The 25,378-nt window shown below is 65.5% G+C and carries 23 protein-coding genes and 1 pseudogene; 17 read left to right on the top strand and 7 right to left on the bottom strand.

The window, feature by feature from the left end:
* Window positions 1-9 precede the first annotated feature (9 nt).
* Complete coding sequence (locus tag N2605_RS14500) at window positions 10-321, bottom strand: hypothetical protein (protein ID WP_225133024.1); 312 nt, start codon at window positions 319-321, stop codon at window positions 10-12.
* Window positions 322-766: 445 nt separating this feature from the next.
* Between N2605_RS14500 and N2605_RS14495 the strand changes: the two genes are divergently transcribed.
* Both N2605_RS14495 and alr read left to right on the top strand, forming a co-directional pair.
* The gene (locus N2605_RS14495) at window positions 767-2,272 is read left to right on the top strand and encodes a replicative DNA helicase (RefSeq protein WP_036000744.1); all 1,506 of its coding nucleotides are present in this window, start codon (window positions 767-769) and stop codon (window positions 2,270-2,272) included.
* A 54-nt stretch (window positions 2,273-2,326) separates the two neighbouring features.
* Window positions 2,327-3,604: an alanine racemase gene (alr, locus tag N2605_RS14490; RefSeq protein WP_260347445.1), complete on the top strand. Its 1,278-nt coding sequence runs from the start codon at window positions 2,327-2,329 to the stop codon at window positions 3,602-3,604.
* Window positions 3,605-3,615: 11 nt separating this feature from the next.
* Here alr and N2605_RS14485 read toward each other — a convergent pair whose 3' ends face one another.
* On the bottom strand, window positions 3,616-3,831 hold the full coding sequence (locus N2605_RS14485; RefSeq protein ID WP_128262008.1) for a cysteine rich repeat-containing protein: 216 nt from the start codon (window positions 3,829-3,831) through the stop codon (window positions 3,616-3,618).
* Between the two features lie 39 nt (window positions 3,832-3,870).
* On the opposite strand from N2605_RS14485, the gene N2605_RS14480 reads away from it, so the two are divergent.
* Window positions 3,871-4,641, top strand: coding sequence for an exodeoxyribonuclease III (locus tag N2605_RS14480; protein ID WP_109144012.1), 771 nt, complete (start codon window positions 3,871-3,873; stop codon window positions 4,639-4,641).
* A 158-nt stretch (window positions 4,642-4,799) separates the two neighbouring features.
* Here N2605_RS14480 and N2605_RS14475 read toward each other — a convergent pair whose 3' ends face one another.
* Window positions 4,800-5,576, bottom strand: a complete 777-nt coding sequence (locus N2605_RS14475; RefSeq protein WP_036022702.1) for a potassium channel family protein — start codon at window positions 5,574-5,576, stop codon at window positions 4,800-4,802.
* A 506-nt stretch (window positions 5,577-6,082) separates the two neighbouring features.
* Between N2605_RS14475 and N2605_RS14470 the strand changes: the two genes are divergently transcribed.
* From N2605_RS14470 to N2605_RS14430, 9 genes and pseudogenes are all read left to right on the top strand, one after another.
* Complete coding sequence (locus tag N2605_RS14470) at window positions 6,083-6,823, top strand: FadR/GntR family transcriptional regulator (RefSeq protein ID WP_036000760.1); 741 nt, start codon at window positions 6,083-6,085, stop codon at window positions 6,821-6,823.
* Window positions 6,824-6,871: 48 nt separating this feature from the next.
* Window positions 6,872-7,777: pseudogene (locus tag N2605_RS14465) on the top strand (NAD(P)-dependent oxidoreductase); the annotation flags it as partial.
* Between the two features lie 10 nt (window positions 7,778-7,787).
* Window positions 7,788-8,471: an amino acid ABC transporter permease gene (locus N2605_RS14460; RefSeq protein ID WP_036000766.1), complete on the top strand. Its 684-nt coding sequence runs from the start codon at window positions 7,788-7,790 to the stop codon at window positions 8,469-8,471.
* A 7-nt stretch (window positions 8,472-8,478) separates the two neighbouring features.
* Window positions 8,479-9,147, top strand: coding sequence for an amino acid ABC transporter permease (locus N2605_RS14455; RefSeq protein WP_036034095.1), 669 nt, complete (start codon window positions 8,479-8,481; stop codon window positions 9,145-9,147).
* 1 nt (window position 9,148) lies between these two features.
* Entirely contained in the window at window positions 9,149-9,907 is a 759-nt protein-coding gene (locus N2605_RS14450; protein WP_036000768.1) for an amino acid ABC transporter ATP-binding protein, read from the top strand.
* A 21-nt stretch (window positions 9,908-9,928) separates the two neighbouring features.
* Window positions 9,929-10,723 (top strand): transporter substrate-binding domain-containing protein, encoded by a 795-nt coding sequence (locus tag N2605_RS14445; protein WP_260347133.1) that lies wholly within the window; start codon window positions 9,929-9,931, stop codon window positions 10,721-10,723.
* 72 nt (window positions 10,724-10,795) lie between these two features.
* Window positions 10,796-11,242, top strand: a complete 447-nt coding sequence (gene rpiB, locus N2605_RS14440) for a ribose 5-phosphate isomerase B (protein WP_036022692.1) — start codon at window positions 10,796-10,798, stop codon at window positions 11,240-11,242.
* 12 nt (window positions 11,243-11,254) lie between these two features.
* Window positions 11,255-12,205 carry a ribokinase gene (locus tag N2605_RS14435; RefSeq protein ID WP_260347132.1) on the top strand — a complete coding sequence of 317 codons (951 nt, stop codon included), beginning with the start codon at window positions 11,255-11,257 and terminating at the stop codon, window positions 12,203-12,205.
* A gap of 25 nt (window positions 12,206-12,230) precedes the next feature.
* The gene (locus tag N2605_RS14430) at window positions 12,231-12,956 is read left to right on the top strand and encodes a sulfite exporter TauE/SafE family protein (protein WP_036034075.1); all 726 of its coding nucleotides are present in this window, start codon (window positions 12,231-12,233) and stop codon (window positions 12,954-12,956) included.
* 12 nt (window positions 12,957-12,968) lie between these two features.
* Here N2605_RS14430 and N2605_RS14425 read toward each other — a convergent pair whose 3' ends face one another.
* On the bottom strand, window positions 12,969-15,020 hold the full coding sequence (locus N2605_RS14425) for a putative bifunctional diguanylate cyclase/phosphodiesterase (RefSeq protein ID WP_370111401.1): 2,052 nt from the start codon (window positions 15,018-15,020) through the stop codon (window positions 12,969-12,971).
* 17 nt (window positions 15,021-15,037) lie between these two features.
* Window positions 15,038-16,150, bottom strand: a complete 1,113-nt coding sequence (locus N2605_RS14420; protein ID WP_036000788.1) for an ABC transporter substrate-binding protein — start codon at window positions 16,148-16,150, stop codon at window positions 15,038-15,040.
* A gap of 226 nt (window positions 16,151-16,376) precedes the next feature.
* Between N2605_RS14420 and radA the strand changes: the two genes are divergently transcribed.
* From radA to N2605_RS14395, 5 genes are all read left to right on the top strand, one after another.
* On the top strand, window positions 16,377-17,822 hold the full coding sequence (gene radA, locus N2605_RS14415) for a DNA repair protein RadA (RefSeq protein WP_260347131.1): 1,446 nt from the start codon (window positions 16,377-16,379) through the stop codon (window positions 17,820-17,822).
* A gap of 167 nt (window positions 17,823-17,989) precedes the next feature.
* A complete protein-coding gene (locus tag N2605_RS14410) occupies window positions 17,990-18,619 on the top strand; it encodes a CvpA family protein (protein WP_036000794.1) in 630 nt (209 codons plus the stop codon).
* Window positions 18,620-18,648: 29 nt separating this feature from the next.
* Window positions 18,649-20,172 carry an amidophosphoribosyltransferase gene (gene purF, locus N2605_RS14405; protein WP_109144018.1) on the top strand — a complete coding sequence of 508 codons (1,524 nt, stop codon included), beginning with the start codon at window positions 18,649-18,651 and terminating at the stop codon, window positions 20,170-20,172.
* Between the two features lie 139 nt (window positions 20,173-20,311).
* Window positions 20,312-21,052, top strand: a complete 741-nt coding sequence (locus tag N2605_RS14400; RefSeq protein ID WP_260347130.1) for an SDR family NAD(P)-dependent oxidoreductase — start codon at window positions 20,312-20,314, stop codon at window positions 21,050-21,052.
* 275 nt (window positions 21,053-21,327) lie between these two features.
* Entirely contained in the window at window positions 21,328-22,551 is a 1,224-nt protein-coding gene (locus N2605_RS14395) for an ABC transporter substrate-binding protein (RefSeq protein WP_157284558.1), read from the top strand.
* A gap of 103 nt (window positions 22,552-22,654) precedes the next feature.
* Here N2605_RS14395 and N2605_RS14390 read toward each other — a convergent pair whose 3' ends face one another.
* On the bottom strand, window positions 22,655-23,911 hold the full coding sequence (locus tag N2605_RS14390) for a TCR/Tet family MFS transporter (RefSeq protein WP_260347129.1): 1,257 nt from the start codon (window positions 23,909-23,911) through the stop codon (window positions 22,655-22,657).
* Window positions 23,908-25,290, bottom strand: a complete 1,383-nt coding sequence (der, locus tag N2605_RS14385; protein WP_260347128.1) for a ribosome biogenesis GTPase Der — start codon at window positions 25,288-25,290, stop codon at window positions 23,908-23,910. The genes N2605_RS14390 and der overlap by 4 nt, the downstream gene beginning before the upstream one ends.
* Window positions 25,291-25,378 lie beyond the last annotated feature (88 nt).

The raw sequence follows: 25,378 nt of genomic DNA, 5'->3' as shown, positions 1-25,378 counted from the left end.
GTCCGGATCCTAGTGACGCAGGGTCGAAATCCCGGACGTCCGGAAAGACGCCGTTAACGCCAATTGCGCCCGCAATTCCAGCAGGATTTCGGGGGCGACCGGCTGGCGACGCACCTCGGGCCGCTCCGCGTGCTTCATGGCCGCGATCAGCCCCGACAGCCAAAGCCGGCTGCCGGCCTCGCTTCGCCAGTTCTGGTGCTGCCGTTCTGGCTGCATCGCTCGCCTCGTATCCCTGTTGGCGGGGAATGAGATAATCCCCTGCCCATCCGCCTGTTCCGGCATGACACCCGAAAGAATCCGGGGAGATGTGATCTGGTTCACAGAAGTCTGGTCGGGCCTGGCTTAGACCGTCGCCATGAGCAAAGAGACCCAAACCTCATTCGACGTGCAGGACGACCTCCGCACCGATTACGCCCTGATCGTCACCGGCGTTGGGGCGGCTCTGGTTGCGCTGGTCTACCTCCTGCTGGTCTGAAGCCGAGCCAAATCGGTCAGCGTGCGTCATTTTGCGCGCCTCTCGATAGGTCTGCGCGTCAGCCCCCAGGGTTCACGGGTTTCAGGATTTTTCCGCGGCGCGATCACAGCCCTCTGCGCCGAGCGAGTTCCGCCAAAATCCAGTCAAGCGCGGCGCGTGCTGCGACTGCTAATCATCCACCATTTTAACTGAGCGGTTGATAGCGGTCAGCTTTTGCTTCCGCTTTGACCTGCGGCGGCGCTTTATCCCGGCCCCGCATCCGCCCAAGAAAATTGCTAAGCACGTCCGACCATGGCACTGACTGATTCGAACGTTCTCAAACTCGCGCCCGATGCCGGAACTCCCGCCTATCGGAGCGCACCGCACAATATCGAGGCGGAACAGAGCCTTCTGGGCGCAATCCTGGTCAACAACGACGCCTTTTACCGCGTCTCCGACTTCCTGGAGGCCAAGCACTTCTTCGAGCCGCTGCACCAGACCATCTTCGAGACCGCCGGCAGCCTGATCCGGATGGGCAAGATCGCCACCCCGGTCACGCTGAAGACGTTCCTGCCGGCCGATACCGATGTCGGCGGCATGACCATCGGACAATACCTGGCGCGGCTTGCGGCCGAAGCCACCACCATCATCAACGCCCAGGACTATGGCCGCACCATCTACGATCTGTCGTTGCGCCGCGACCTGATCGGCATCGGCGAGGACATGGTCAACGTCGCCTATGACGCCCCGGTCGACTTCCAGCCGCGGGCGCAGATCGAGGATGCCGAGCGAAAGCTGTACGAGCTCGCCGAGTCCGGCCGTTATGACGGAGGCTTCCAGAAATTCTCGCAGGCCCTCACCGTCGCGGTCGATCTCGCGGCCAAGGCATTCCAGCGCGACGGCAAGCTGTCGGGCATTTCGACGGGCCTGCGCGACCTCGACACCAAGATGGGCGGCCTGCAGCATTCCGACCTCATCATCGTCGCGGGACGCCCCGGCATGGGCAAGACGTCGCTGGCGACCAACATCGCCTACAACGTCGCGCAGGCCTACGTGCCGGAGCTTCAGGCCGACGGCACCATGAAGGCCGCCAATGGCGGCGTGATCGGCTTCTTCTCCTGCGAAATGTCGGCCGACCAGCTCGCCACGCGTATCGTGGCCGAGCGCACCGGCATTCCCTCCTCCCACATCCGCCGCGGCGGCATCACGGAGGCCGATTTCGAGAAGATCCGGCAGGTCTCGATCGAGCTGCAGTCGCTGCCGTTCTACGTCGACGCCACCGGCGGCCTCTCCATCGCGCAGCTGATGGCGCGCGCGCGCCGGCTCAAGCGCCAGAAGGGCCTCGATCTCCTGGTGATCGACTACATCCAGCTGCTCTCGGGCTCGGGCAAGCGCGCCAGCGACAGTCGCGTGCAGGAAATCACGGAGATCACGACCAGCCTGAAGGCGCTGGCCAAGGAGCTCAACGTTCCCGTGATCGCGCTGTCGCAGCTCTCGCGTCAGGTGGAATCGCGCGACGACAAGCGGCCGCAGCTCTCGGACCTGCGCGAATCCGGCTCGATCGAGCAGGACGCCGACGTCGTGCTGTTCGTGTTCCGCGAGGAATATTACCTCGCCATGAAGGAGCCGCGCCCCGGCACCGAAGAGCATGCCAAATGGCAGGCCGACATGGAACGCACGGTCGGCCGCGCCGAAGTCATCATCGGCAAGCAGCGCCACGGTCCGACCGGCACCGTCGAGCTGCACTTCGATGCCTCGGTCACGCGCTTCGGCGACCTCGCGCATGACGGCCAGCTGCCGGACCGCAGCGACTACTAGATTGTTCCCCGGGTTGAACGGGGCCGGTCTCTTGCGTAAAACGACGCCATGACAATGGCGTCCGCCCCGAAATCGATCCCGCAATCCGGCCCACTCTCCCCGGAGGCCAACCAGGCTGCCGCGCTCGCCGCCTTCGGCGGCGTGCTGACCGTCGATCTCGATGCAATCATCGCCAATTGGCGCAAGCTCGAGAAGACCGCGGTGCCGGCCGAATGTTCGGCGGTGATCAAGGCCGACGCCTATGGCTGCGGCGCCGAGCAGGTGTCGCGCGCCCTGAGCAAAGCCGGTTGCAAGACCTTCTTCGTCGCCACCATCGAGGAAGCGCGCAAGGTGCGCGCCGCCGTTCCGGAGCCCACGATCTACGTGCTCGGCGGCTATTTCCAGAACACCGGCGAGCACTACGCCAAGATCAATTGCCGTCCGGTGATCGGCGATCTCAACGAGCTCGCCGAATGGGACGTGTTCTGCCGCCGCACCGGCTGGAACGGGGGCGCCGCTGTTCACATCGACACCGGCATGAACCGGCTCGGGCTGACGCTTTCGGAGGCGCAGGCCATCATCCCCCGCATCAACGCCGGCGATCACGGCATCACGCTGGTGATGAGCCATCTGGTCTCGGCCGAGCAGCTCAACAGCCCGATCAATGCCAGACAGCTCGCGACCTTCCGCAGCATCGCCAGTGAGTTCACAGGCGTGCCGGCGGCGCTCGCCAACTCCTCCGGCATCTTCCTCGGCGCGCCCTTCCATTTCGACCTGGTGCGCCCGGGAGCTGCGCTCTACGGCGTCAACCCGACGCCGGAGGCCGACAATCCCATGCAGCAGGTGGTCGACCTCAAGGCGCGCATCGTGCAGATCCGCACCATCGATCGCGGCGAGACCGTCGGCTATGGCGGCACCTGGACCGCGCGGCGGCCGACGAAACTGGCGATCATCGCAGTCGGCTATGCCGACGGCTATTTCCGCGCCGCCAGCTCCAATGACGGCACCCGCGGCGCCGATGTCATCGTGGCGGGCAAGCGCTGCCCTGTCGCGGGCCGCATCTCCATGGACCTGATCGCGATCGACATCACCGATCTGCCGCCGAACGCGGTGCGGCGCGGCCACATGGTGACGCTGCTCGGCGAAGGCATCACCGTCGACGAGCTCGCGCACCATTTCGGCACGATCGGCTATGAGGTGCTGACCAGCCTCGGCCGCCGCTATGCCCGCGTCTACAAGGGTGGCAATGTCGAGGAGCCGCTGACGAAGCCGGAGCCCGCCTCGAACGCCGGGCAGCCGCCTTCCCCACCGTCGATCGAACAGCCGTCGGCGTTGCCGCCGCTGCCAAGTTAAACCACCCGCACCTACTTCTTCTTTCTGCTGTCTAGCGCCGTCTTGCAGGTGGCGCTGAGCTGGTCGCGCTTGGCGTTGAGACAGGCGACGATGCCGCTGCCCGGCGCGATGCCGGCGCAGAATTTGTCGTAGTCCGCCTTGCATGCGCCGCGCGTTTCGGCTGACTGTGCCGTGGCCCCGGAGAACGCGACGATGAAGGCGGTAGCGGCAAAGCTCAACTTGGACATTGTATCTCCGGGGACGAAAGGCAGAGCCGGTAGCTCTAGATGAAGATCGCGACATTCAACATCAACAACATCAACCGCCGCCTGCCCAATCTGTTGGCATGGCTGCGAATGGCGAAGCCCGATGTCGTCGCGCTTCAGGAGTTGAAGGCAAGTGATGGCGAATTTCCGGCGGCCGCCATCGAAAGGACCGGCTATGGCGCGGTGTGGCGTGGACAAAAGACCTGGAACGGCGTCGCCATCCTCGCCCGCAATGCCGAGCCCGTGCTGACGCGCGACCGTTTGCCGGGAAAGCCTGCCGATCTCGAAGCGCGCTACATCGAGGCCGCCGTGCGTGGCGTCATCGTCACTAGCATTTATCTGCCCAACGGCAATCCGCAGCCGGGACCGAAATTCGACTACAAGCTCGACTGGTTCGCGCGGCTGCGGCGCCACGCCAACACCTTCATCAAGCAGGACCTGCCGGTGGTGCTCGCCGGCGACTACAATGTTGCGCCCACCGAGATCGACATCTATCCGACGCGCTCATGGGACAAGGATGCACTGATCCAGCCGAAGAGCCGCGCAGCCTTTGCCGCGCTGGTCGAGCAAGGCTGGTGCGACGCGATCCGCGAGCTGCATCCGGACGAGCGCATCTACACGTTCTGGGACTACAAGCGGAACCGCTGGCCGCGCGATGCGGGCCTGCGGCTCGACCATCTCCTGCTCAGCCCTGCCCTCGCCCCGCGCCTCGCCAAAGCCGGCGTCGACAAGAAGATCCGCGGCGAGGACGGCGCCAGCGATCACGCGCCGGCGTGGGTGGTGTTGCGGTGATCGCGGCCCGACAAAAACCTGAAAAACAACCCCATGCACAGTAGCTGGCCCCAGTCCGCTCAATGACTTACGGGTAAACCGAAATCAAAGTTGATCCGTCGGGCAAAACACTGGCATGATGTCACCATCGAAGGCGTTCACGGGGCGCCGAGGGCTCTTCAGATCGCCCCTTCATCGGGAATGTTGAGGACGGTGCCGCAAGCCTTGCAATGCACCGCGTCGGCATCGTGCCTCTGGAGCCCGCACGTCGGGCATGGAAACCGCACCTTGTGGGGACTGAGGAGCGCGCGGGCGAGATTGAAGAACAGCGTCACGCCGAAAATCATGATCACAACGGTGATCAGACGACCGAACGTACCCGCCAGCGTGATGTCGCCGAAGCCGGTCGTCGTCAGCGCCGTGACGGTGAAATACAGGGCATCGGCATAGTTCCGGATCTCGTCGTTGCGAAACTTCTGGGTCTCGTAAACGATCCCGGTCATCACGAAGATGAAAACGGCGAGGTTCGTGACGGCGAAGATGACCTCTTCGTTGCGACGAAAGAACGGGGAATCGATGCGCAGCCTCACCAGCATCTGGTAGTCGCGAAGCAGGCCCAACGTCCGCAGAATCCGGAGAAAGCCGCCCGCCTCGCCGGCAAGCGGCGCCAGGAAGGATACGATCGCGACCATGTCAGCCCAGGTCGCGAGCTGGGTGAATTTTTGAAACGGATGCTGATCGACCAGGAGCCGGGCGGAGAAATCGGCAAGCAGAATGACGCCGAACAGGACATCGAGCGTCTCGACGATGTCACTGGGCGGCAGGAACGAGGTCGCAATAATGAACAGCACCGTCACGATATCGAAGATGAGCAGCGCATAACGGAAGCGCACGCCGTCCGGCGTTGCGCCCTCGTAAAGGAGTCGGACGTTGCTTTTGAGAGACGTGAGGGTCACTGCACCATGATCGCGGTTTGCACGGATGTTGGCAACTCGGAGCGTGTGCCGCAACCAACGACGTCTGTATAGCTAGAGTGGGCCTCGCGATTAGGAACCCGGACCGCGACGCGGTGTTCAGCTCTCTTTGGGGGCTGAATGCTCAAACCCGACGATTGTCGCAAGCTTGCGGAGCAATATCGAGCGCGCGCGAATCATGCCACATCGGCGAAGCGCCTCGCCAATGTGCTTCTGAGCGTTTCCAACGCCTATCTCGCTCTGGCGAGCCAACTGGAGCTCCTTGCGTCCGTCGAACATCAGGAGCACGCGAGGAGAGCCGGTCGGAACGTTCAAGGCTGAGCCGTCAGACGAAAGATGCAAACCGAGCCGGCGCGGCGCCATGAAGCCTCATCATTGCGGTGCTCCGCGATCGAGCTCGCCCCGCTGATCCCTCGGAGGGAAGCCTCTTGACCTCCGCGGCCTGGTAAGCATACTGGTCTGACCACGATCAGACCAAAGAGACGGGGATGGAGTTCAAGCGAGCCGCCGATGGCGAAAAGGGGTTCGAGAAGGTGTTTGCCTTCCTGCGCGAGCGCCTGCTTACCGGCTCGCTCAGGCCGGGCGACCGCCTGATTTCGGAGCGCGAGCTCGCCACCCTGCTCGGCGTCAGCCGGCCAATCGTCCGGGAGGCGTTGCGCGCCCTCACCGTCCTCGGGATCGTCGAGATCCGCGACCGCATCGGCACCGTCGTGACGCGGCCAGATGTCTCGGTGCTGAACGACTTCTTCACCTTCGCCCTCGCCCAGCAGGCCGACATGCTCGAGGACGTCATGCAGGCGCGTGTCGCGATCGAATGCCAGGCGATCCGGCTCGCCTGCGAGCGCGCCAACATCGCCGATTTCGAACGGCTGCAGCGCGCGCTGACGAAGATCGGCGAGACCATCGACGAAGCCGATGCCGGCGGCATGGCGGATTTCGACTTCCACCGCGCGATCGTCGTCGCCTCACATTCGGAGACGCTGAGCGTGCTGCACGCCTCCATGGCGGGCCTGTTGACACATTCGCATCGCAGCCGCCGCGAGCTGGTGCAGGCCTTCCCGTCGATGAAGACCTACCTTGTCGACGATCACCGCCGCATCTTCGAAGCCCTCATTGCGCGCGATCCCGAGCGCGCGGATGCGACGCTGCGCAAGCATTTCGCCATCGGCGACGAATACCGCAGACGCGCCGTCGTCGGCGACATCGACAAGACCAGTGCCTCGGGCTGATCGCGCACAGCCCTTCAATCAAGACGCCAATTAAACAAGAAACGGACTGACGACATGGGACGGAACGACAAGGGCAAGGTCGGCTTCATCGGCATCGGCACGATGGGGCGGGAGATGGTGCGCAACCTGCAGGCGGCGGGCCACGCGGTCCGCGTCTTCGATCTGAACGAAGCCGCGCTGGCCGACAGCGTCAAGGAAGGCGCGACGCGTGCCAAAAGCCCTGCCGATGCCGCGCAAGGCACCGATATCGTCATCACCATGCTGCCCGACACGCCGCACGTCGAGGCGACGATCTACGGCGAGCAGGGCCTGCTGAATTCCCCGCCGCCGGGCAAGCTGATCGTCGACATGAGCACGATCTCGCCGGTTGCCGTTCGCCGCATCCATTCGGACCTGCAGAAGACAGGCGTCGGCTTCATCGACGCGCCGGTCTCCGGCGGGCCGGTGGGCGCCAGGAACGCCGCGCTCTCGATCATGGCCGGCGGCGATGCGGACACGTTCGCCAAGGCCGAGCCGTTCTTCCGCGCGATGGGCACGACCATCACCCATGTCGGCGCATCCGGCGCCGGCCAGACCGTCAAGCTCTGCAATCAGCTGATCTGCGGCATCAACATCCAGGCGATCTGCGAGGCGCTCGCGCTCGGCCGCGCTTCGGGCCTCGATCTCAACCTGCTGCGCCGGGTGCTGCTCGGCGGCTCCGCCGCTTCCTGGATGCTCGACAAGCTCGGCCCCGCGATGATCGCCGGCGACGTTTCCGCGGGCTTCCGAATCGATCTGCAGCTCAAAGACCTTCGCCTGGTGCAGGAGCACGCACAGGCCCTGAACGTGCCCCTGCCTGGCACCGCGCTCGTCACCAGCCAATATGTCGACGCGCGCGCCCATGGCGAAGGCAGCAACGGCAACCAAGCGCTGTTCCGCGTCTATGACCGCATGACCAACCAGACCACCGGCTGACCCTGGAACGATGAGCCTCCAACTCGACTTTCCCGCAGTGCTGGAGCGTTGGCCGAGCTTTCTGGCCGGCGCCGTCCTCACGCTCGAGTTGGCATTCTTCGCGACCGTGCTAGGCGCTTTGCTCGGCACGCTCGCGGCGGTCGGACGCGGCACTCACAATTCGCTGATTGCAGGTGCCTGCAAAGTCTATGTCGAGACCATCCGCAACACCCCGCTGCTGGTGCAGATCTTCCTGGTCTATTTCGGCCTCGCCAGCCTCGGCTTGAAATACTCCGCCTTCACGGTGGCGGTGGCGGCGCTGACCATCAATGTCGGCGCCTATACCGCTGAGATCATGCGGGCCGGCTTCGAGGCGATCCCGCGCGGGCAGATCGAGGCCGCCGAGGGGCTGGCGCTGTCGCGCTTCCAGATCTACTGGCACATCATCCTGCTGCCGGCGGTCGAGAAGGTCTATCCTGCGCTCACCAGCCAGTTCGTGCTCCTGATGCTGGCCTCCTCGGTCTGCTCGCAGATCTCGGCCGAGGAGCTCACCGCGGTCGCCAACTACATCCAGTCGGACACCTATCGCGCGTTCGAGACCTACATCATCGTCGCCGTGCTCTACGTCATCCTGTCGCTGGTGATGCGTGCCGGCTTCTGGGGCCTCGGCCTCCTCCTGTTTCCGCGCCGGCGCCGGCTCGGCACGCCGTTGTGAGATGACCATGGGCGGACATCTCAACATCAATCACCTGATGTTCCTCGGCCAGGGCGCGCTGTGGACCATTGGTCTGTCGCTGATCGCGCTGATCGGCGGCGGCATCGTCGGCTTCGTGATCGCGCTGGCGCGCATCTCGCCGCTGAAATCGGTGCGGCTCGCCAGTGCGATCTATGTCCAGTTGATCCAGGGCACGCCGCTGCTCGTCATCCTGTTCCTCGGCTATTTCGGTCTTGCCGCGATCGGCCTGAAGGTCTCGCCGCTGGTCGCGGCCGGTGCCTCGCTGACGCTCTACGTCGCGGCCTATCTCGGCGAGATCTGGCGCGGCTGCATCCAGTCTGTGCCGAAGCCGCAATGGGAAGCCGCCGAAGGCCTGGCGCTGAGCCGCACCCAGCGCATGGTCAAGGTGATCCTGCCGCAGGCGATCCGCATCGCGACGCCGCCGACCGTCGGCTTCATGGTGCAGATCATCAAGAACACCTCGCTCGCGTCCGTGGTCGGCTTCGTCGAGCTGATGCGCTCGGGCCAGATCGTCAACAATTCGCTGTTCGAACCGTTCGCCATCTACGCCATCATCGCCGTCACCTACTTCGCCATGTGCTATCCCCTGTCGCTGTTCAGCCAGAGGCTGGAACGGCGGATGGGACGTGGCAGGTCCAACCTCGCGCCAGCCTGACATGCAGCAAAACGCCCCCTCCTCCGAACCGATCGTGTCGCTCCACAACGTGCAGAAGAGCTTTGGCGCGCTCCGCGTGCTCGACGGCGTCTCCTTTGCCGTTGCACGTGGCGAGGTGCTCGCCCTGATCGGCCGCTCCGGCTCCGGCAAGAGCACGGCGCTGCGCTGCATCGACCGCTTCGAGAAGGTTGACGGCGGCCAGATCGTGGTCTGCGGGCATCGCGTCGACCGTCCCGACGTGAACTTGCGTGCGCTACGCCAGGACGTCGGCATCGTGTTCCAGAGCTACAATCTGTTTCCGCACCTCACCATCGAGCAGAACATCACGCTCGCGCCCTGCGCGGTGAAGGGCATGGCGACGTCGCAGGCCAAGGATCTCGCACGAAAAGTTCTGGCGCAGGTCGGGCTGGATGAAAAGCTGCACGCCTATCCCGAGCAGCTCTCGGGCGGCCAGCAGCAGCGCGCCGCAATCGCCCGCTCGCTCGCCATGCAGCCGAAGGTGATGCTGTTCGACGAGGTCACCTCCGCGCTCGATCCCGAACTCACCGGCGAAGTGCTGAAGGTGATCGAACAGCTCGCGGCTGACGGCATGACCATGGTGATGGTTACCCACGAAATGGGCTTCGCCAAGGGCATCGCCGACCGGATCGTGTTCATGCATCGAGGCAAGGTCCACGAGACCGGACCTGCCTCGATCCTGACGTCGCCGACCACGCCCGAACTCACGCAATTCGTGGGGACGGGGAACCTAAAATCATAACAGGGAGAGGAGAACCAAGGGATGACCAACAGAATGGTGCTGGGGACTGCCGCCGCGTTGTGCGGCCTCATCATGATGGCGGCAACGCCCGCGTCGGCCGATCTGCTCGACGACATCATGAAGGCGAAGAAGATCCGCATATCGACCGACCTCGCCATCCCGCCCTCGGGCATGATGGATTCCACCATGAAGCCGACGGGCTCCGATGTCGAAGTGGCGCAGATGCTCGCCAAGGATTGGGGCCTCGAGCTGGAATTCATCCAGACCACCGGTGCGACCCGCATCCCGAACGTCCTGACCGGCAAGGCCGACATCATCATCTCGACCCTGTCGGTGACGGCCGAGCGTGCCAAGGTGATCGACTTCACCAAGCGCTATGCGACGCTGCAATCCGACGTCGGCTGCCTGAAATCGTCGACCGTGAAGGACTGGCCGGACCTGAAGGACAAGCCGATCGGCGTCTCGCGCGGCACCACGCAGGACACGACCTTGTCCAACATGAAGGACAAGGACCTCAAGATCGCACGCTATGACGACGATGCCACCATGGTGACGGCGGCGGTGTCGGGCCAGGTCGACTGCGTCGGCACGTCCGCGACAATCATCAACCAGATCGGCGTGAAGAATCCCTCGCGCGTGTTCGAGTCCCGGATTCCGCTGGCGACCTTCGACCTCGCGATCGGCCTGAAGAAGGGTGAGCAGCCGCTGATGGACAAGCTCAACGCCTGGATCACCGACAACGTCAAGAACGGCAAGCTCAACGCCATCTACAAGAAATTCCACGGCGTCGATCTGCCGGCGGACATGCGCAGCTGAACCACGGGGAAAGACATCGTGACAGCCGCGCGCGGCTGTCACGATCAATGCAAAGATCAAGAAGGACAAAGAATGCGTCTCGTCATCGGATCCGACCACGCCGGCTGGCCGCTCAAACAGACCGTCATCGACCACATCCGCAAGCTCGGCCACGAGGTCATCGACGTCGGCTCCTATGACGACAAGCCGGTGGATTTCCCCGACATCGCCCGCGCCGTGGCGGCGAAGGTGACGTCGGGCGAAGCCGCGCGCGGCATCATGGTGTGCGGCACCGGCGTTGGCGCCTCGATCGCCGCCAACAAGATGAAGGGCATCCGCGCCGCGGTCTGCCACGACGTCCACTCCGCGCATCAGAGCGTCGAGCATGACGACGTCAACGTCATGTGCATCGGCGCGCAGATCGTCGGCGCCTGGCTCGCTGTCGATCTCGTGTCGTCGTACCTGTCCGCCGAATTCTCCACCGACGAGGATTTCCGTCGCCGCGTCGAGAAGCTGCGCGTCATGGACGAGGAAGGCTGAGGGCTCTCCGCCATGATCCTGGTGTTCGGATCGCTAAACATCGATCTGGTCGCGCAGGTCCCGGTGATTCCAGGTCCCGGCCGAACGGTGCTGGCGCCGTCCTACCGAACGCATTTCGGCGGCAAGGGTGCCAATCAGGCCGTTGCCGCCGCGCGGATCGCCGGGCCTGGACGCGTGAGCATGGCTGGCCGCGTCGGCCGGGACGGATTTGGCGACAGCGCGATCGAGAACCTCAGAGCCAACGGCGTCGACGCCGACCGCGTCATCAGAGCCGACGAGCCGACCGGCTGCGCTTTCATCACCGTCGATCAGGCCGGCGAGAACGCAATCACGGTGGCGAGCGGCGCCAACATGACGGCGCGTGCCGGCGATCTTGCGAGCGAGCTGTTCAATTTGGGCACCGTACTAGTGCTTCAGATGGAGGTGCCCTTTGCGCACGCGCTGGAAGCTGCCCGAAGAACCGCCGCGGCCTCCGGCACCGTCATCTGGAACCTTGCACCCGTTCCGGAGCAGATGACGCGTGAGATGGTCACGGAGCTTCTCGCCGTCACCGACTATCTCCTCGTCAACGAGCACGAGGCGCGCGACGCCGCCACCGCCATCGGCGTGGCGTCCGCCGACTACGAAGCCGCAAGCGCCGGACTCGCGAAGTCCGGCAACCTCACCTGCATTGTCACCGCCGGCGCACAAGGCGCGCTCGCCGTGACGGCGGAAGGCACCCGCCTGCGGGCGCCCGCCCAGCGCATCACGCCGGTGGACACGACCGGCGCCGGCGACACCTTCGTCGGCGCCTTTGCGGCGATGATCAGCGAAGGCGTGTCGCTGCAACGCGCGCTCGAAGTGAGTTGCGAAGCGGCGGCTTTGAAATGCCTCAAGGCCGGCGCCCAGACCGGCATGCCCATGCGCAGCGCGATGGGCTCCCCTCGCGTAGGACCGATCGCCCGCATCGCTGCCCGCGGCTAAACTCTCCCGATTCCTGGAGGCTGTTTTGGCCTTTCTCTTCGTCCTCAGCGTCGGCCTCGTCGCCGGCACCATCTCCGGCATCGTCGGCACCGGCTCGTCGATCATGCTGATGCCGGTGCTGGTGTATGCCTATGGGCCGAAGGAGGCCGTGCCGATCATGGCGGTGGCCTCCGTCATGGCGAATTTTTCGCGGATCCTGGCCTGGTGGCGCGAGGTCGATTGGCGGGCCTGCGCGGCCTATTCGGTCACGGGCATCCCGGCGGCGGCGCTCGGCGCGCGGACGCTGCTGGCACTGCCCTCGCATGCCGTCGATCTCACCATCGGCCTCTTCCTGATCGCGATGGTGCCGGTGCGGCACTTTCTGGCGCGGCACGAGCTCAAGGCCAATCTCTGGCATCTCGCCATCGGCGGCGCGCTGATCGGCTATCTCACCGGCATCGTGGTCTCGACCGGGCCGCTCAGCGTGCCCTTGTTCTTGTTCTATGGCCTGTCCAAGGGCGCGTTCCTCGCCACCGAAGCGGCCTCCTCGCTGGGGCTCTATTTCGCGAAGTCGGTGACTTTCGAGCGTTTCGGCGCCCTGACCGGGGAGGTCTTCATCAAGGGTCTGATCGCGGGCGCCTCACTGATGTCGGGCGCCTTCATCGCCAAACGCTTCGTGCTGCATCTGAGGCCGGAAACCTTCCGCCTGCTGATGGACGCGATCATGATCGCGGCGGGGCTCTCGATGCTCTGGACCGCAACGCAGCCGTGACCCAGCCGCTACTCAGACGGCGAATTCGGGGGTGATCGATGGGCCGTCAGAGACGACGCGGCTCGCCACGGCCGGCTGCCCGTCGAGCCATTGCAGCACGGCCTCGAGTGGCTGCGGCCGCTGATAGAGGAACCCCTGCCCGAGCCGCACTCCGATCTCGCGCATGGCCTCCGCCTGCTCGGCGCGCTCGATGCCTTCGGCGACCAATGTCAGTCCCAGCGTGGCGGCGAGCGAGGCGATGACGCCGACAATGGCCTTGTCCTCGGCGCTGTCGGGGATCTCGCTGATGAACGCCTTGTCGATCTTCACCTTGTCGAGCGGAAACCGGCGCAGATGGGCGAGCGAAGAGTAGCCCGTGCCGAAATCGTCGAGCGCGATCGTGGCTCCCAGGCGCCGCAGGCGATGCAGCGTTTCGGAGGCGCTGGCGATGTTGTTGATCAGCGACCCTTCCGTGATCTCGAGCTCGAGCATCGATGCCGCGACACCGAAGCGCGCACAGGTCGCGCGCAGCTCGGCGGCGAGCGAGTGGTCGGCAAGCTCGGACGGCGGCAGATTGATCGCGATCCGCAGCTGCGGCCTGCCCGCAGCGGCCAATTGCTGCAAGGCCCGGCAGGCATCGGTCAGCACGTAGCGGGTCAGCCGCGCATTGTTCCCGCTGCGCTCGATCAGCGGCAGGAATTCGCCGGGGCCGATCACGCCGTGCTCGGGATGGCGCCAGCGGATCAGCGCTTCCAGACCGACGACCTCATGGCTGTCGAGATCGACCTGGCTCTGGTACCAGACCTCGAACTGGCCCTCGGCGAAGCCGGTGGGAATTGCGAGCTCGAGATCCCTGCGGCGGCGATAGTCGCGCTGAAGCGCTTCGTCCAGCACGGCGACCGTGCCGGGCGCCTTGCTCTTGGCGTGATAGAGCGCGATGTCGGCGAGCGTCGGCAGATGCGACAGTTCCGGATCGTCGGCGTGGCGCACGGCAAGGCCGATGCTGGCGCGCGGCACCACCTGCTTGTCATGGAGGCGGATCGGCTCGGAAATGGCATCGAGCACGCGTTGAGCGAATGCGTGCGCGGCCTGCTCGTCGCTCACCTCGGGGCGAATGACGACGAACTCGTCGCCGCCGAGCCGGGCGACCCAATCCTCGGCTTCGACCGCGCGACGAAGGCGCTGCGAAATCTGGACCAGGAACGCATCGCCGGCCTCGTGACCGAAGGTGTCGTTGATGCCCTTGAAGTCGTCGAGATCGATGAAGCAGAACGCGACCAGCGTATCCGGCGCGCCTCCATTCTGGCTCGTCACGGCGAGGCGCTCGGTCAGGGAGCGCCGGTTCGGCAGCCCGGTGAGCGGATCGTGCGTCGCCATGTGCCCGAGCCGGTCCAGCGCGCCCGACGTCGTGTGCTGCATGGCGTTGAAAGCGCGCGCGAGCTGGCCGAATTCGTTCGAGGAGGTGACGTCGGCCGGATAGGCCCGGCCATCCTGCTTGCTGCGCTGGATCGCCGACATCATGGCCGCGAGCGGCCGGCCGATGAAGATGTTGGCGGAAATCCGCATGGCGATCAGGGTCGCGAACGTTGCCAGCAGCCCGACGACGAGCAGCAGCAGCAGGCGGCTGCCCGCATCCGCGTACAGCGTCGCACGCGAATACGCGATGGCGATGCGGCCGGCCTGAACGGCCATATTGCCGTTGCTGTAGTGGATCGGGTGCGAGACCTCGGCGACCGACTGGCCTTGGGGGCGCGCCACCACGCGGGCGATCGCGGCGCCGGTATCGTCATAGACGGCCGCCGCCGCAATGGTCTCGTCGTGCATGATCTCGTTGAGCACGCCCGTGACCTGGTCGTAGCGCATCTTCCAGAGCGGCTCGGCGATCAGCTCGGCCCGGCTCTCGGCGACGCGGGCCATGCGGGCGTCGAGTTGCCTGAGCTGCGACCAGAAGCTCGATGCCTCGACGCCGGCGGAGGCGAGCAATTGCACCAGCAGCAGAACGGGCACGGTGGCCCAGATCATCGCGTGGACGACCGAGCGCAAGCGCGGCGGCGCTGCCTGCTCGTTGCGATCCGGCTCGGTCATCGCCTCATCCTTGCGCATCAGTCGGCAACGCCTTCGGCGACCGGCAGCGACGAGATGAGCGCATCGAGGGAAAAGTCATATTGACCGCAGCGCCCGGCCTTCGCCCGGAACCGCGCGAAGTCGATCCGGTCGAACGCACGGGTCTTGATGAGGTCGCCGACCGAAGCGAGATTGTCGCGCGTGATCGCTGACGTCTTGACCTCGACGCGGGGCGAGACGGCTGCAAAATCGCAGCCATCGGCATAATCGCGCAGGAGAATGACGGACCAGCCGCCGAGCAGGAAATGCCCGCCATCGGTCAGGAGCATGCGGCCCGCCTTGATCTCGCGCAGCGCATCCTCCGACCAGTTGAGGCCGACCACCTGGATGTTCTCGCCGGGCACGAGGCCGGCGGCGATCGTCGCGCGCAGCGCGCCGAGCGCCATCGGATCGTTTCCGGCCCAGATCCCGGCGGGCCGGATCTGCTTGCGCGCGGCCCAGCTCAGGTAATTTGCCGTGACCCGCTCGGCCTCGGACTTCGTCCAGTTGGCGAACAGCATGCGGTCCACCACGACGTCGGACGCAGCATCCACCGCGAGCGTGAGGCCGGCGTTGCGGGCGATCGAGGCGGGCGTGGTCTCGTCGCCACCGATGCCGAGAATGTGGATCTTGCCGTCCGCGCTCTGCCATTTCTCGGCACGCGCCGCCGTGATCAGCGCATTGGCCATCCGCGCGCCCGCGGTCTGAAGATCGGTCGTGATGTCGCCGAGCCAGGTCTTGAGCTTTTGCCTGGGCGGTCCAAGGCGCACCGCGTCCTCGCCGATCAGCGTGTTCGAAAGCAGCAGCGTCTTGACGCCCGCGGCTTCGGCCGCCTCCAGGATGGGAACGGCGGCGGATTCCTCGTTCGACAGGATGAGGAAGTCGGGCTTGTCGGGACGGGCCACCACGCCGAAGCCGAGCTCCTGCATGGTGCGGTGGTTCCGCTCGCTGGTCAGCACCTCGACATGGGCATCGAGCTTGCGGCCGGCGGCCTGCATGGTCTGCGCGACCATGTCCCAATAGACCTCGCCGGACTTGCCGGGATTGACGAAGACGATGTTGAGGGGCTTGGCGATGCTACCGCCAACGGACCCGAAGACGCCGCAGGCCATGCCCGCCGCGAGCAATATTCGCAGGAATCTCGTCAATTTCGCCGCCCCCATTGGTTCCGAGATTGGACCCACGTCCGCTAAGAATTGGCAAAATCGCACCGGGCACAGCGGCGCAGGGCTAACGAAAGGTATATCTCCCGTGCCGAATTGAGATATTCGAAGCGCCGGCGATCGGCCTGCCAATCCGTGCTATCAGCACATCTGAAACCCGCGACTCGCGCTCCCCATGGCCAAATCCACACTGTCCTTCGTCTGCCAGAACTGCGGCGCGGCCTATAACCGCTGGCAGGGCAAGTGCGAGTCCTGCGGCGAGTGGAATACGCTGGCGGAAGAAGACACCAGCGGCAGCGTGCCGGTGTCGATCCGCTCCAAGCGCAAGGGAAGAACCTTCGCGCTGGAGAGTCTCGCCGGAAAGAGCCCGGATGCGCCGCGCCTGTCCTCGGGGATGACCGAGCTCGACCGCGTCACCGGCGGCGGCTTCGTGCGCGGCTCGGTGCTGCTGGTCGGCGGCGATCCCGGAATCGGCAAGTCGACGCTGCTGACGCAAGCGACCAGCCTGCTCGCGCGCGCTGGCCACCGCGTCGTCTACATCTCCGGCGAAGAGGCGGTCGCCCAGGTGCGCCTGCGCGCCGAGCGGCTCGGGCTGTCGGACGCGCCGGTGCAGCTCGCGGCCGAGACCTCGGTCGAGGACATCGTCTCGACGCTGTCGGAGGGCGCGGTGCCCCGGCTGATCGTGATCGACTCGATCCAGACCATGTGGACCGACACGGTGGAATCGGCGCCTGGCACGGTGACGCAGGTGCGCGCCTCGGCGCAGGCGCTGATCCGCTTCGCCAAAAAGACCGGGGCCGCCATCATCCTGGTCGGCCACGTCACCAAGGACGGCCAGATCGCCGGCCCCCGCGTGGTCGAGCATATGGTCGATGCGGTGATGTCGTTCGAGGGCGAAGGCTCACAGCAATTCCGCATCCTGCGCGCGGTGAAGAACCGCTTCGGACCGACCGACGAGATCGGCGTGTTCGAGATGACGGGCCTCGGCCTGCGCGAGGTCACCAACCCCTCCGAGCTGTTCCTGTCCGAGCGCGACCTCGGCACGCCCGGCACCGCGGTCTTTGCCGGCATCGAGGGCACGAGGCCCGTGCTGGTCGAGTTGCAGGCACTGGTGGCCCCGACCTCGCTCGGCACCCCGCGCCGGGCCGTGGTCGGCTGGGATCCGAGCCGGCTCTCAATGGTGCTGGCGGTGCTGGAGGCCCATTGCGGGGTCAAGCTGTCCGGCCACGACGTCTATCTGAACGTTGCCGGCGGCCTTCGCATCCACGAGCCCGCGGCCGACCTCGCCGCCGCCGCGGCCCTGGTGTCGTCGCTGGTTAATGCGCAGTTACCCACCGATGCCGTCTATTTCGGCGAAATCTCGCTGTCGGGCGTGGTGCGCCCGGTGGCGCAGACCCCGGCCCGGCTCAAGGAAGCGGCAAAGCTCGGCTTCCAGCGCGCCGTGCTGCCCGAATCGGCACGGGGCGATGCGGGCGGCGATGCCGGAATGTCCCTGAATGCGGTGAACAGCCTGACGACATTGGTGGCCGAGATCGCAGCGCGGGGCTCCCGCCGGGGCGAATCCGGTGCACAGCCAGAGAAAAATGCCACACCGGCCAGATTCCGCCGCGGAGAGGGTTAGGTGGAGGTGACGCCGGAGGCCTCCGCCGCTATACAGCCGTCACAAAAGCAGCATGGGATTGCGTGGTTGCGGCCTTGCCGGGAACGCCGTCTGCCCTTCTTTTAGGGCAGCGGCCAAGCACCGATTCGCTAGAGCACCTTTGAAGTACGAGCGGACCAGACCAGCCGATGCCAGTAACCATCCTCGACCTGATCCTGCTCGGTGTGATGCTGATCTCGGGCCTGCTCGCGATGGTTCGCGGCTTCATGCGCGAAATCCTGTCGATCGCGGCCTGGGGTGCCGCGGCGATCGTGACGCTGTATTCGTTCTCGAAGTTGCTGCCGACCGCCAAGACCTATTTCAACAACGACACGGTGGCGAGCGTCGTCGTGGTAGCCGGCGTGTTCATCGGCACCCTGGTCGTGGTCTCCGTCATCACGGTCCGGATCTCCGACATGATCCTGGATTCGCGGATCGGCGCGCTGGATCGGACCCTCGGCTTCCTGTTTGGGCTGGCTCGCGGGCTTTTGATCGTCGTGGTCGCGTTCCTGTTCTTCACCTGGCTGGTGCCGGACAAGCAGCGCCCCGACTGGGTCAGCGGGGCCAAGTCCCGCGTCGTGCTGCAGGGAACCGGCGATTGGCTGATGGCCCTCTTGCCTGACGACCCCGAGAACACCATCTTGAAGAGATTCAAGAAAAACAAACCAGATGATGATCAAGCTGAATCCGAGCAGCAGCCTTCGGGCAGTGGCGACGGGTACAGTAAGTCGGCTCGTGACGGCATGAAAAAGCTGATCGAGAAACCTGCGGCGCGTTGATAGGGCCCCAAAAGAGAGGCGAGAACGAGATGCGACACCCTGACCAGGACGCCCTGCTTGATCTCGATCCAAACGCCGGTCCAGGCCCGGCGGCGCTTGAGCTTCAGGACGATCTGGAAGGCGATACGCTGCGCGAGGAATGCGGCGTCTTCGGCATCTACGGCCACCCTGATGCGGCCGCCATCACCGCGCTCGGCCTTCACGCGCTCCAGCACCGCGGCCAGGAGGCCGCCGGCATCGTCTCCTACGACGGCAGCCGCTTCCACTCCGAACGCCGCCTCGGCCTCGTCGGCGACACCTTCTCCCGCCGCGAGGTGATCGACCGCCTGCCCGGCAATGTCGCGGTCGGCCATGTCCGCTACGCCACGACCGGCGCGACCATCCTGCGCAACGTGCAGCCGCTGTTCGCCGAGCTCAATGCCGGCGGTCTCGCGGTCGCTCACAACGGCAACCTCTCCAACGGCCTGACGTTGCGCCGCGAGCTCGTCAAGAACGGCGCGATGATGCAATCGACCTCCGACACCGAGGTGATCCTGCACCTGGTGGCGCGCTCCAAGCGCGTCCGCTTCATCGAGCGCTACATCGACGCGCTGCGCGAGATCGAGGGCGCCTATGCGCTGGTCTCGCTGACCAACAAGAAGCTGGTCGGCGCGCGCGATCCGCGCGGCATCCGCCCGCTGGTGCTCGGCGAACTCGACGGCTGTCCGATCCTGACCTCGGAGACTTGCGCCCTCGACATCATCGGCGCCCGCTTCGTGCGCGACATCGAGCCCGGCGAAGTCATCGTGTTCGACGAGAACGGCCAGGACATCCACAAGCCGTTCCCGCCGATGGCGCCGCGCCCCTGCATCTTCGAATACATCTACTTCTCGCGGCCGGATTCCATCGTGCACGGCCGCTCGGTCTACGAGGTGCGCAAGAATTTCGGCGCGCAGCTCGCGCGCGAGAGCCACGTTCCGGTCGACGTCGTGGTGCCGGTGCCGGATTCCGGCGTGCCGGCCGCGGTCGGCTACAGCCAGCATTCCGGCGTGCCGTTCGAGCTCGGCATCATCCGTAACCATTATGTCGGCCGCACCTTCATCCAGCCGACGCAGGCGATCCGCGAATCCGGCGTGCGCATGAAGCATTCGGCCAACCGCGCCGCGATCGAAGGCAAGCGCATCATCCTGATCGACGACTCGCTGGTGCGCGGCACCACCTCGAAGAAGATCGTGCGCATGATGCGCGATGCCGGTGCCAAGGAGGTGCATTTCCGCCTCGCTTCGCCACCGATCCTTTACCCTGACTATTACGGCATCGACTTGCCCGATCGCGGCGGCCTGCTGGCTGCGACGCATTCGCTGGAGGAGATGCGCGAGCTCATCGGCGCCGACTCGCTCGCCTTCCTGTCGATCGACGGCATGTACCGCGCCATGGGCGAGCCGGGCCGCGACCCCGCCAATCCGAAGTTTGCGGATCACTGCTTCACCGGTGTCTATCCGACCCACCTCACCGACCAGACCCAGACCGAGCCGCAGCCGCGGCAATTGTCGCTGCTGGCGGAGGCGAGCTGACCAAGGATCGTCCCCGGGGGCTCATCGGAGACTTCTTTTCGTCATGGCCGGGCTTGTCCCGGCCATCTTCGTCTGTAATACCCGCCGCAAAGAACGTGGATGCCCGGGACGAGCCCGGGCATGACGGAAGTATTCGACGATGACCAAACCTCTCGCCAACCGTATCGCTCTCGTCACCGGCGCCTCGCGCGGCATCGGCTTTGCCACCGCAATCGCATTGGCCAAAGCCGGCGCGCATATCGTGGCCACCGCGCGTACGCAAGGAGGGCTCGAGGAGCTCGACGACGAGATCCGGAAAATCGGCGGCAGCGCCACCCTGGTGCCGCTCAACCTCACCGATTCCGACGGCATCGCGCGTCTCGGCGCCGGCCTGCACGAGCGCTATGGCAAGCTCGACATCCTGGTCGGCAATGCCGGCGTGCTCGGCCCCTCCTCGCCGATCGGCCATATCGAGCTGAAGACCTTCAACGACGTGATCGCGGTGAACGTCTCCGCGAACTTCCAGCTGATCCGCTGCATGGAACCGCTGCTGAAGCAGTCCGATGCCGGCCGCGCCGTGTTCATCACCTCGGGTGCCGCCAACAAGGCCACCGCTTACGTCAGCCCCTACGCCGCGTCCAAGGCCGCACTGGAGACGCTGGCGCGTGCCTGGGCGCAGGAAACCGCAAACACCAAGCTGCGCGTCAACCTGTTCAATCCGGGCCCGGTGCGCACCCGCATGCGCGCCACCCTGATGCCCGGCGAGGATCCGGCGACGCTCGACACGCCCGAGCAGGTCGCAGAATTCATCGTGCCGCTGTGCGCGCCCGACTGGACCGAGACCGGCAAATTCTACGATTACAAGAGCCGCACCCTAATGAGCTTCCGCGCGCCGGCCTGATTGCCCTCCGACGCCTTGGACGTCATGCCGGCGGTAATGTCCGTACCGCCGAGTTCGATACCGGAAAGCACATTTAGAATTTCAAGCCGACATCGAACGCGCTGAAATAGCGTCTCAACGCATTTTGCCCAAAAGTTAACCGATGGATGACGCTACGACGCAGCGTCATCCGGCTTTAGGTGCATTGCCGTCGGCCATGGGACACTGTAGAGCGTCAATTGGAACAAGGCTCCCGAAGAGAGCCGTCCGCATATTTGACAATGGAGGAAGCCTTTATGACGATGCCCGCACGCCGCGCCGCGGCTCTTCTGGCCTGTGCCGCTTTCGGCTTTGCCACATCCGCCTTCGCGCAAGACAAGACCATCAAGATCGGCGTGCTCAACGACATGTCGAGCCTCTATGCCGACATCGGCGGCCCGAACTCGGTGGCGGCAGTGAAGATGGCGGTCGAGGATTCCGGCCTGAAGGCCAAGGGCTGGACCATCGAGGTGCTCTCCGGCGATCACCAGAACAAGCCCGACATCGGCGTCAACATCGCCCGGCAATGGATCGATTCCGACAAGGTCGACGCCATCGCCGACACGCCGAGCTCCGGCGTCGCGCTCGCGGTGAGCAACCTCGTCAAGGAAAAGAATGCGGTGCTGCTCAATTCGGGTGCGGCCACCGCCGACCTCACCGGCAAGGCCTGCACGCCCAACACCGTGTCCTTCACCTACGACACCTACATGCTCGCCAACGGCACCGGCAAGGCGCTGACCAAGGCGGGCGGCGACAGCTGGTTCTTCCTCACCGCGGATTATGCCTTCGGCCATGCGCTGGAGCGTGATACCGGCGCGGTCGTCACGGCGACCGGCGGCAAGGTGCTCGGCGGCGTCAAGCACCCGCTGAACACGGCCGACTTCTCCTCGTTCCTGCTCCAGGCGCAGTCCTCCAAGGCCAAGATCATCGGCCTTGCCAATGCGGGCGGCGACACCACCAACGCGATCAAGCAGGCCGCCGAGTTCGGCATCGTCCAGGGCGGCCAGAAGCTCGCCGCGCTGCTGCTGTTCATCAACGATGTGCACTCGCTCGGCCTGAAGACCGCGCAGGGCCTGACCTTCACCGAGTCGTTCTACTGGGACCTCAACGACCAGACCCGCGAATGGTCGAAGCGTTTCCAGAAGGTCTCGCCCAAGGGCTCGATGCCCTCGATGACAGTTGCGGGCCTCTACGCCGAGATCCTGCATTACCTGAAGGCGATGGAAGCGCTCGGCAGCAATCCGCGTGACGGCGCCAAGGTCGTCGCCAAGATGAAGGAGCTGCCGACCGACGATCCGCTGTTCGGCAAGGGCCCGCTGCGCCAGGACGGACGCCGCCTCATCCCCGCCTATCTGTTCGAGGTGAAGAAGCCCGAGGAGTCGAAGGGGCCGTGGGACTATTACAAGCTGGTCGCCACCATCGCGCCGGAAGATGCGGCCAAGCCGCTCAAGGACAGCGACTGCCCGCTGGTGAAGAAGTAGGATCGTAGGGTGGGTTAGCATGCGGCTGCGCAAAGCGCAGTCCGCTGGCGTAACCCACCTCTTCCGCCTCCGCGGAAATGAAAGAGGTGGGTTACGCCTCACCCTACGAGACTGTCCTGGTCGCACCCAGCGACCGCACCGCGATCGCCACGCACACCACCATCAGCACCGCGGCGAGCAGGAACGGTGCGCCGGGCAGATGCAGCGGCGCGCTGGCGCCGATGAAATAGGAAAATGTCAGCGTGAACAGGAACGGGCCGACGAGCTGCGACACGCTCTGCACGCTCGCGGTTGCGCCCTGCAGCTGGCCCTGCTGATCCGGCGCGACGAGCCGCGTCGTCAGCGCTTGCGAGGCGGCACCAGAGATGCCCCACAGCGCCAGAATGGGAATCCCGAGCCACGATAGCGGTCCGGTCGGCGCAGCGCCGAGGACGACGAATCCGATCGCGCCACAGCAGAGGCCGAGCAGGAGCGCGTTGCGCTCGCCGAGCGCATGCACGATGGGGCCGATCGCAAAGCCCTGCACCACCATGGCGCAGATGCCGACCATGGCGAGCGTCAAGCCCACCGTCTTGGCATCCCAGCCGTAGCGATAGGTCGCGTAGAGCACGAAGGTCGAGGGCAGCACGACATGGGCGACCTGCGCGATAAAGTTGACGATCGACAACGCGGCCAGCAGCGCGTCGGACCGCAGCAGATGCAGCGCTCCGAGCGGACTGGCGCTGCGCCAGCGCAGCGGCGCGCGCTTGTCGGGCGCAAGCGACTCCGGCAGCACGAACAGGCCATAGAGCGCGTTGGCGAAGCTCAGGGCCGCCGCGGCCCAAAACGGCAGGCGCGGATCGATGTCGCCGAGCAGGCCGCCGAGCGCTGGCCCCAAGATGAAGCCGGCGCCGAAGGCCGCGCCGATCCGGCCGAAGACCGCCGCACGCCGTTCCGGCGGCGTGATGTCGGCGATATAGGCGAAGGCGGTCGAGATGCTCGCCGAGGTGATGCCGGAGATCACGCGGCCGATGAACAGCCACGCAAGCGACGGCGCCAGCGCCATCAAGACGTAATCGGCCGCGAGCCCGAAATTCGACAGCAGCACCACCGGCCGGCGTCCGAAACGATCGGACAGCGCACCAAGCACCGGCGAGAACACGAACTGCATCAAGGCCCAGGCGGTGCCGAACAGGCCGAAGATGCGCGCGGCATGTGCGGTGTCGTTGTCGACGAAGCTTTCGATCAGCTTCGGCAGGACCGGCATGATCACGCCGAGCGCGACCATGTCGAGCAGGATCGTGACAAAGATGAAGGCGACCGCGCCGCGCGGGGCCGGCGCTGCGTCCTGCACCACCGCCTCGCCGGCACCGTCGCTCACGATGGCCGCTTGCGCTTGTGCGCGAAGGGATTGGCCTTCTCGCGCAGCGTGATGCGCACCGGCGTGCCAGGCAGCTCGAAGGTCTCGCGCATGGAATTGGTGAGATAGCGCAAATAGGATTGCGGCACGGCGTCGGCACGCGAGCAGAACAATACGAAGCTCGGCGGCCGGGCCTTGGTCTGGGTGATGTAGTTCAGCTTCAGCCTGCGGCCGGAGACCGCCGGCGGCGGGTTGGCCTGGATCGCCTGCTCGAACCAGCGATTGAGCGCCGAGGTCGGCACGCGCCTGTTCCAGATCGCATAGGCGTCCTGGATCGCCTGCATCAGGCGATCGATGCCCTCGCCCATCAGGCCCGAGACGGCGACGATGGGCACGCCCTTGAGCTGCGGCAGCCAATGATCGGCATCGCGGCGCAGGCCGGAGATCGCGCCGCCGCCCTTGGTCTCCATCAGATCCCATTTGTTGACGGCGAGCACGACCGCCCGTCCCTCGCGCTCGATCAGGTCGGCAATGCGCAGGTCCTGCTCCTCGAAGCGGTTCTGCGAATCCATCATCAGCACGACGACCTCGGCAAAGCGCACCGCGCGCAGTGCGTCCGCAACCGACAGCTTTTCCAGCTTCTCCTCGATGCGCGAGCGCCGGCGCAGGCCCGCGGTGTCGAAGACGCGGAAATCGCGGCCCTTCCAGTTGATCTCGACCGCGATGGAATCGCGCGTGGTGCCGGCCTCGGGGCTCGTCAGCAGGCGCTCCTCGCCGAGCAGATGGTTGATCAGCGTCGACTTGCCGGCATTGGGCCGGCCGACGATCGCGACCCGGATCGGGCGCGTCGCGGCCTCTTCCTCCGAGATCGGCGCGTCGTCCTCATCGTCGTCTTCCTCGACGGGTTCGGGCATTAGCCTCGCGAGCGCGTCGTAAAGCTCGCCCATGCCCTCGCCATGCTCGGCCGAGATCTGGATGGGATCGCCGAGGCCGAGCGCGAACGCTTCCATCGCGCCGGCATCGCCGTGCTTGCCCTCGCTCTTGTTGGCGATGAGCAGCACCGGCTTGTCGGCCTTGCGGGCGAAATCGGCGAAGGCGCGATCGGTCGGCGTCAGGCCGATGCGGGCGTCGATGACAAAGAACAGCGCGTCGGCCTGCGCGATCGCGGTCTCGGTCTGCTCCTGCATGCGCGCGGTCAGCGAGCCCCTGGCGCCCTCGTCGAGGCCGGCGGTATCGATGATGGTGAAGCGGAGATCACCGAGCCTGGCCTCGCCTTCGCGGCGGTCGCGGGTGACGCCCGGCAGGTCATCGACCAGCGCGAGCTTCTGCCCAACCAGGCGGTTGAACAGCGTCGACTTGCCGACATTGGGCCGGCCGATGATGGCGATCGTGAAGGACATCGGTCATTCGTGCGCTGCCGGGGCTGCGCCTGTCAATGCAACGGGAAATATTGTTTGAGCATGATCTTTTCGGAAACCGCTTCACACT

This window comes from Bradyrhizobium yuanmingense (assembly GCF_025200905.1).
GTDB lineage: Bacteria > Pseudomonadota > Alphaproteobacteria > Rhizobiales > Xanthobacteraceae > Bradyrhizobium > Bradyrhizobium yuanmingense.
This window is presented reverse-complemented; position numbering and strand designations above follow the sequence as displayed.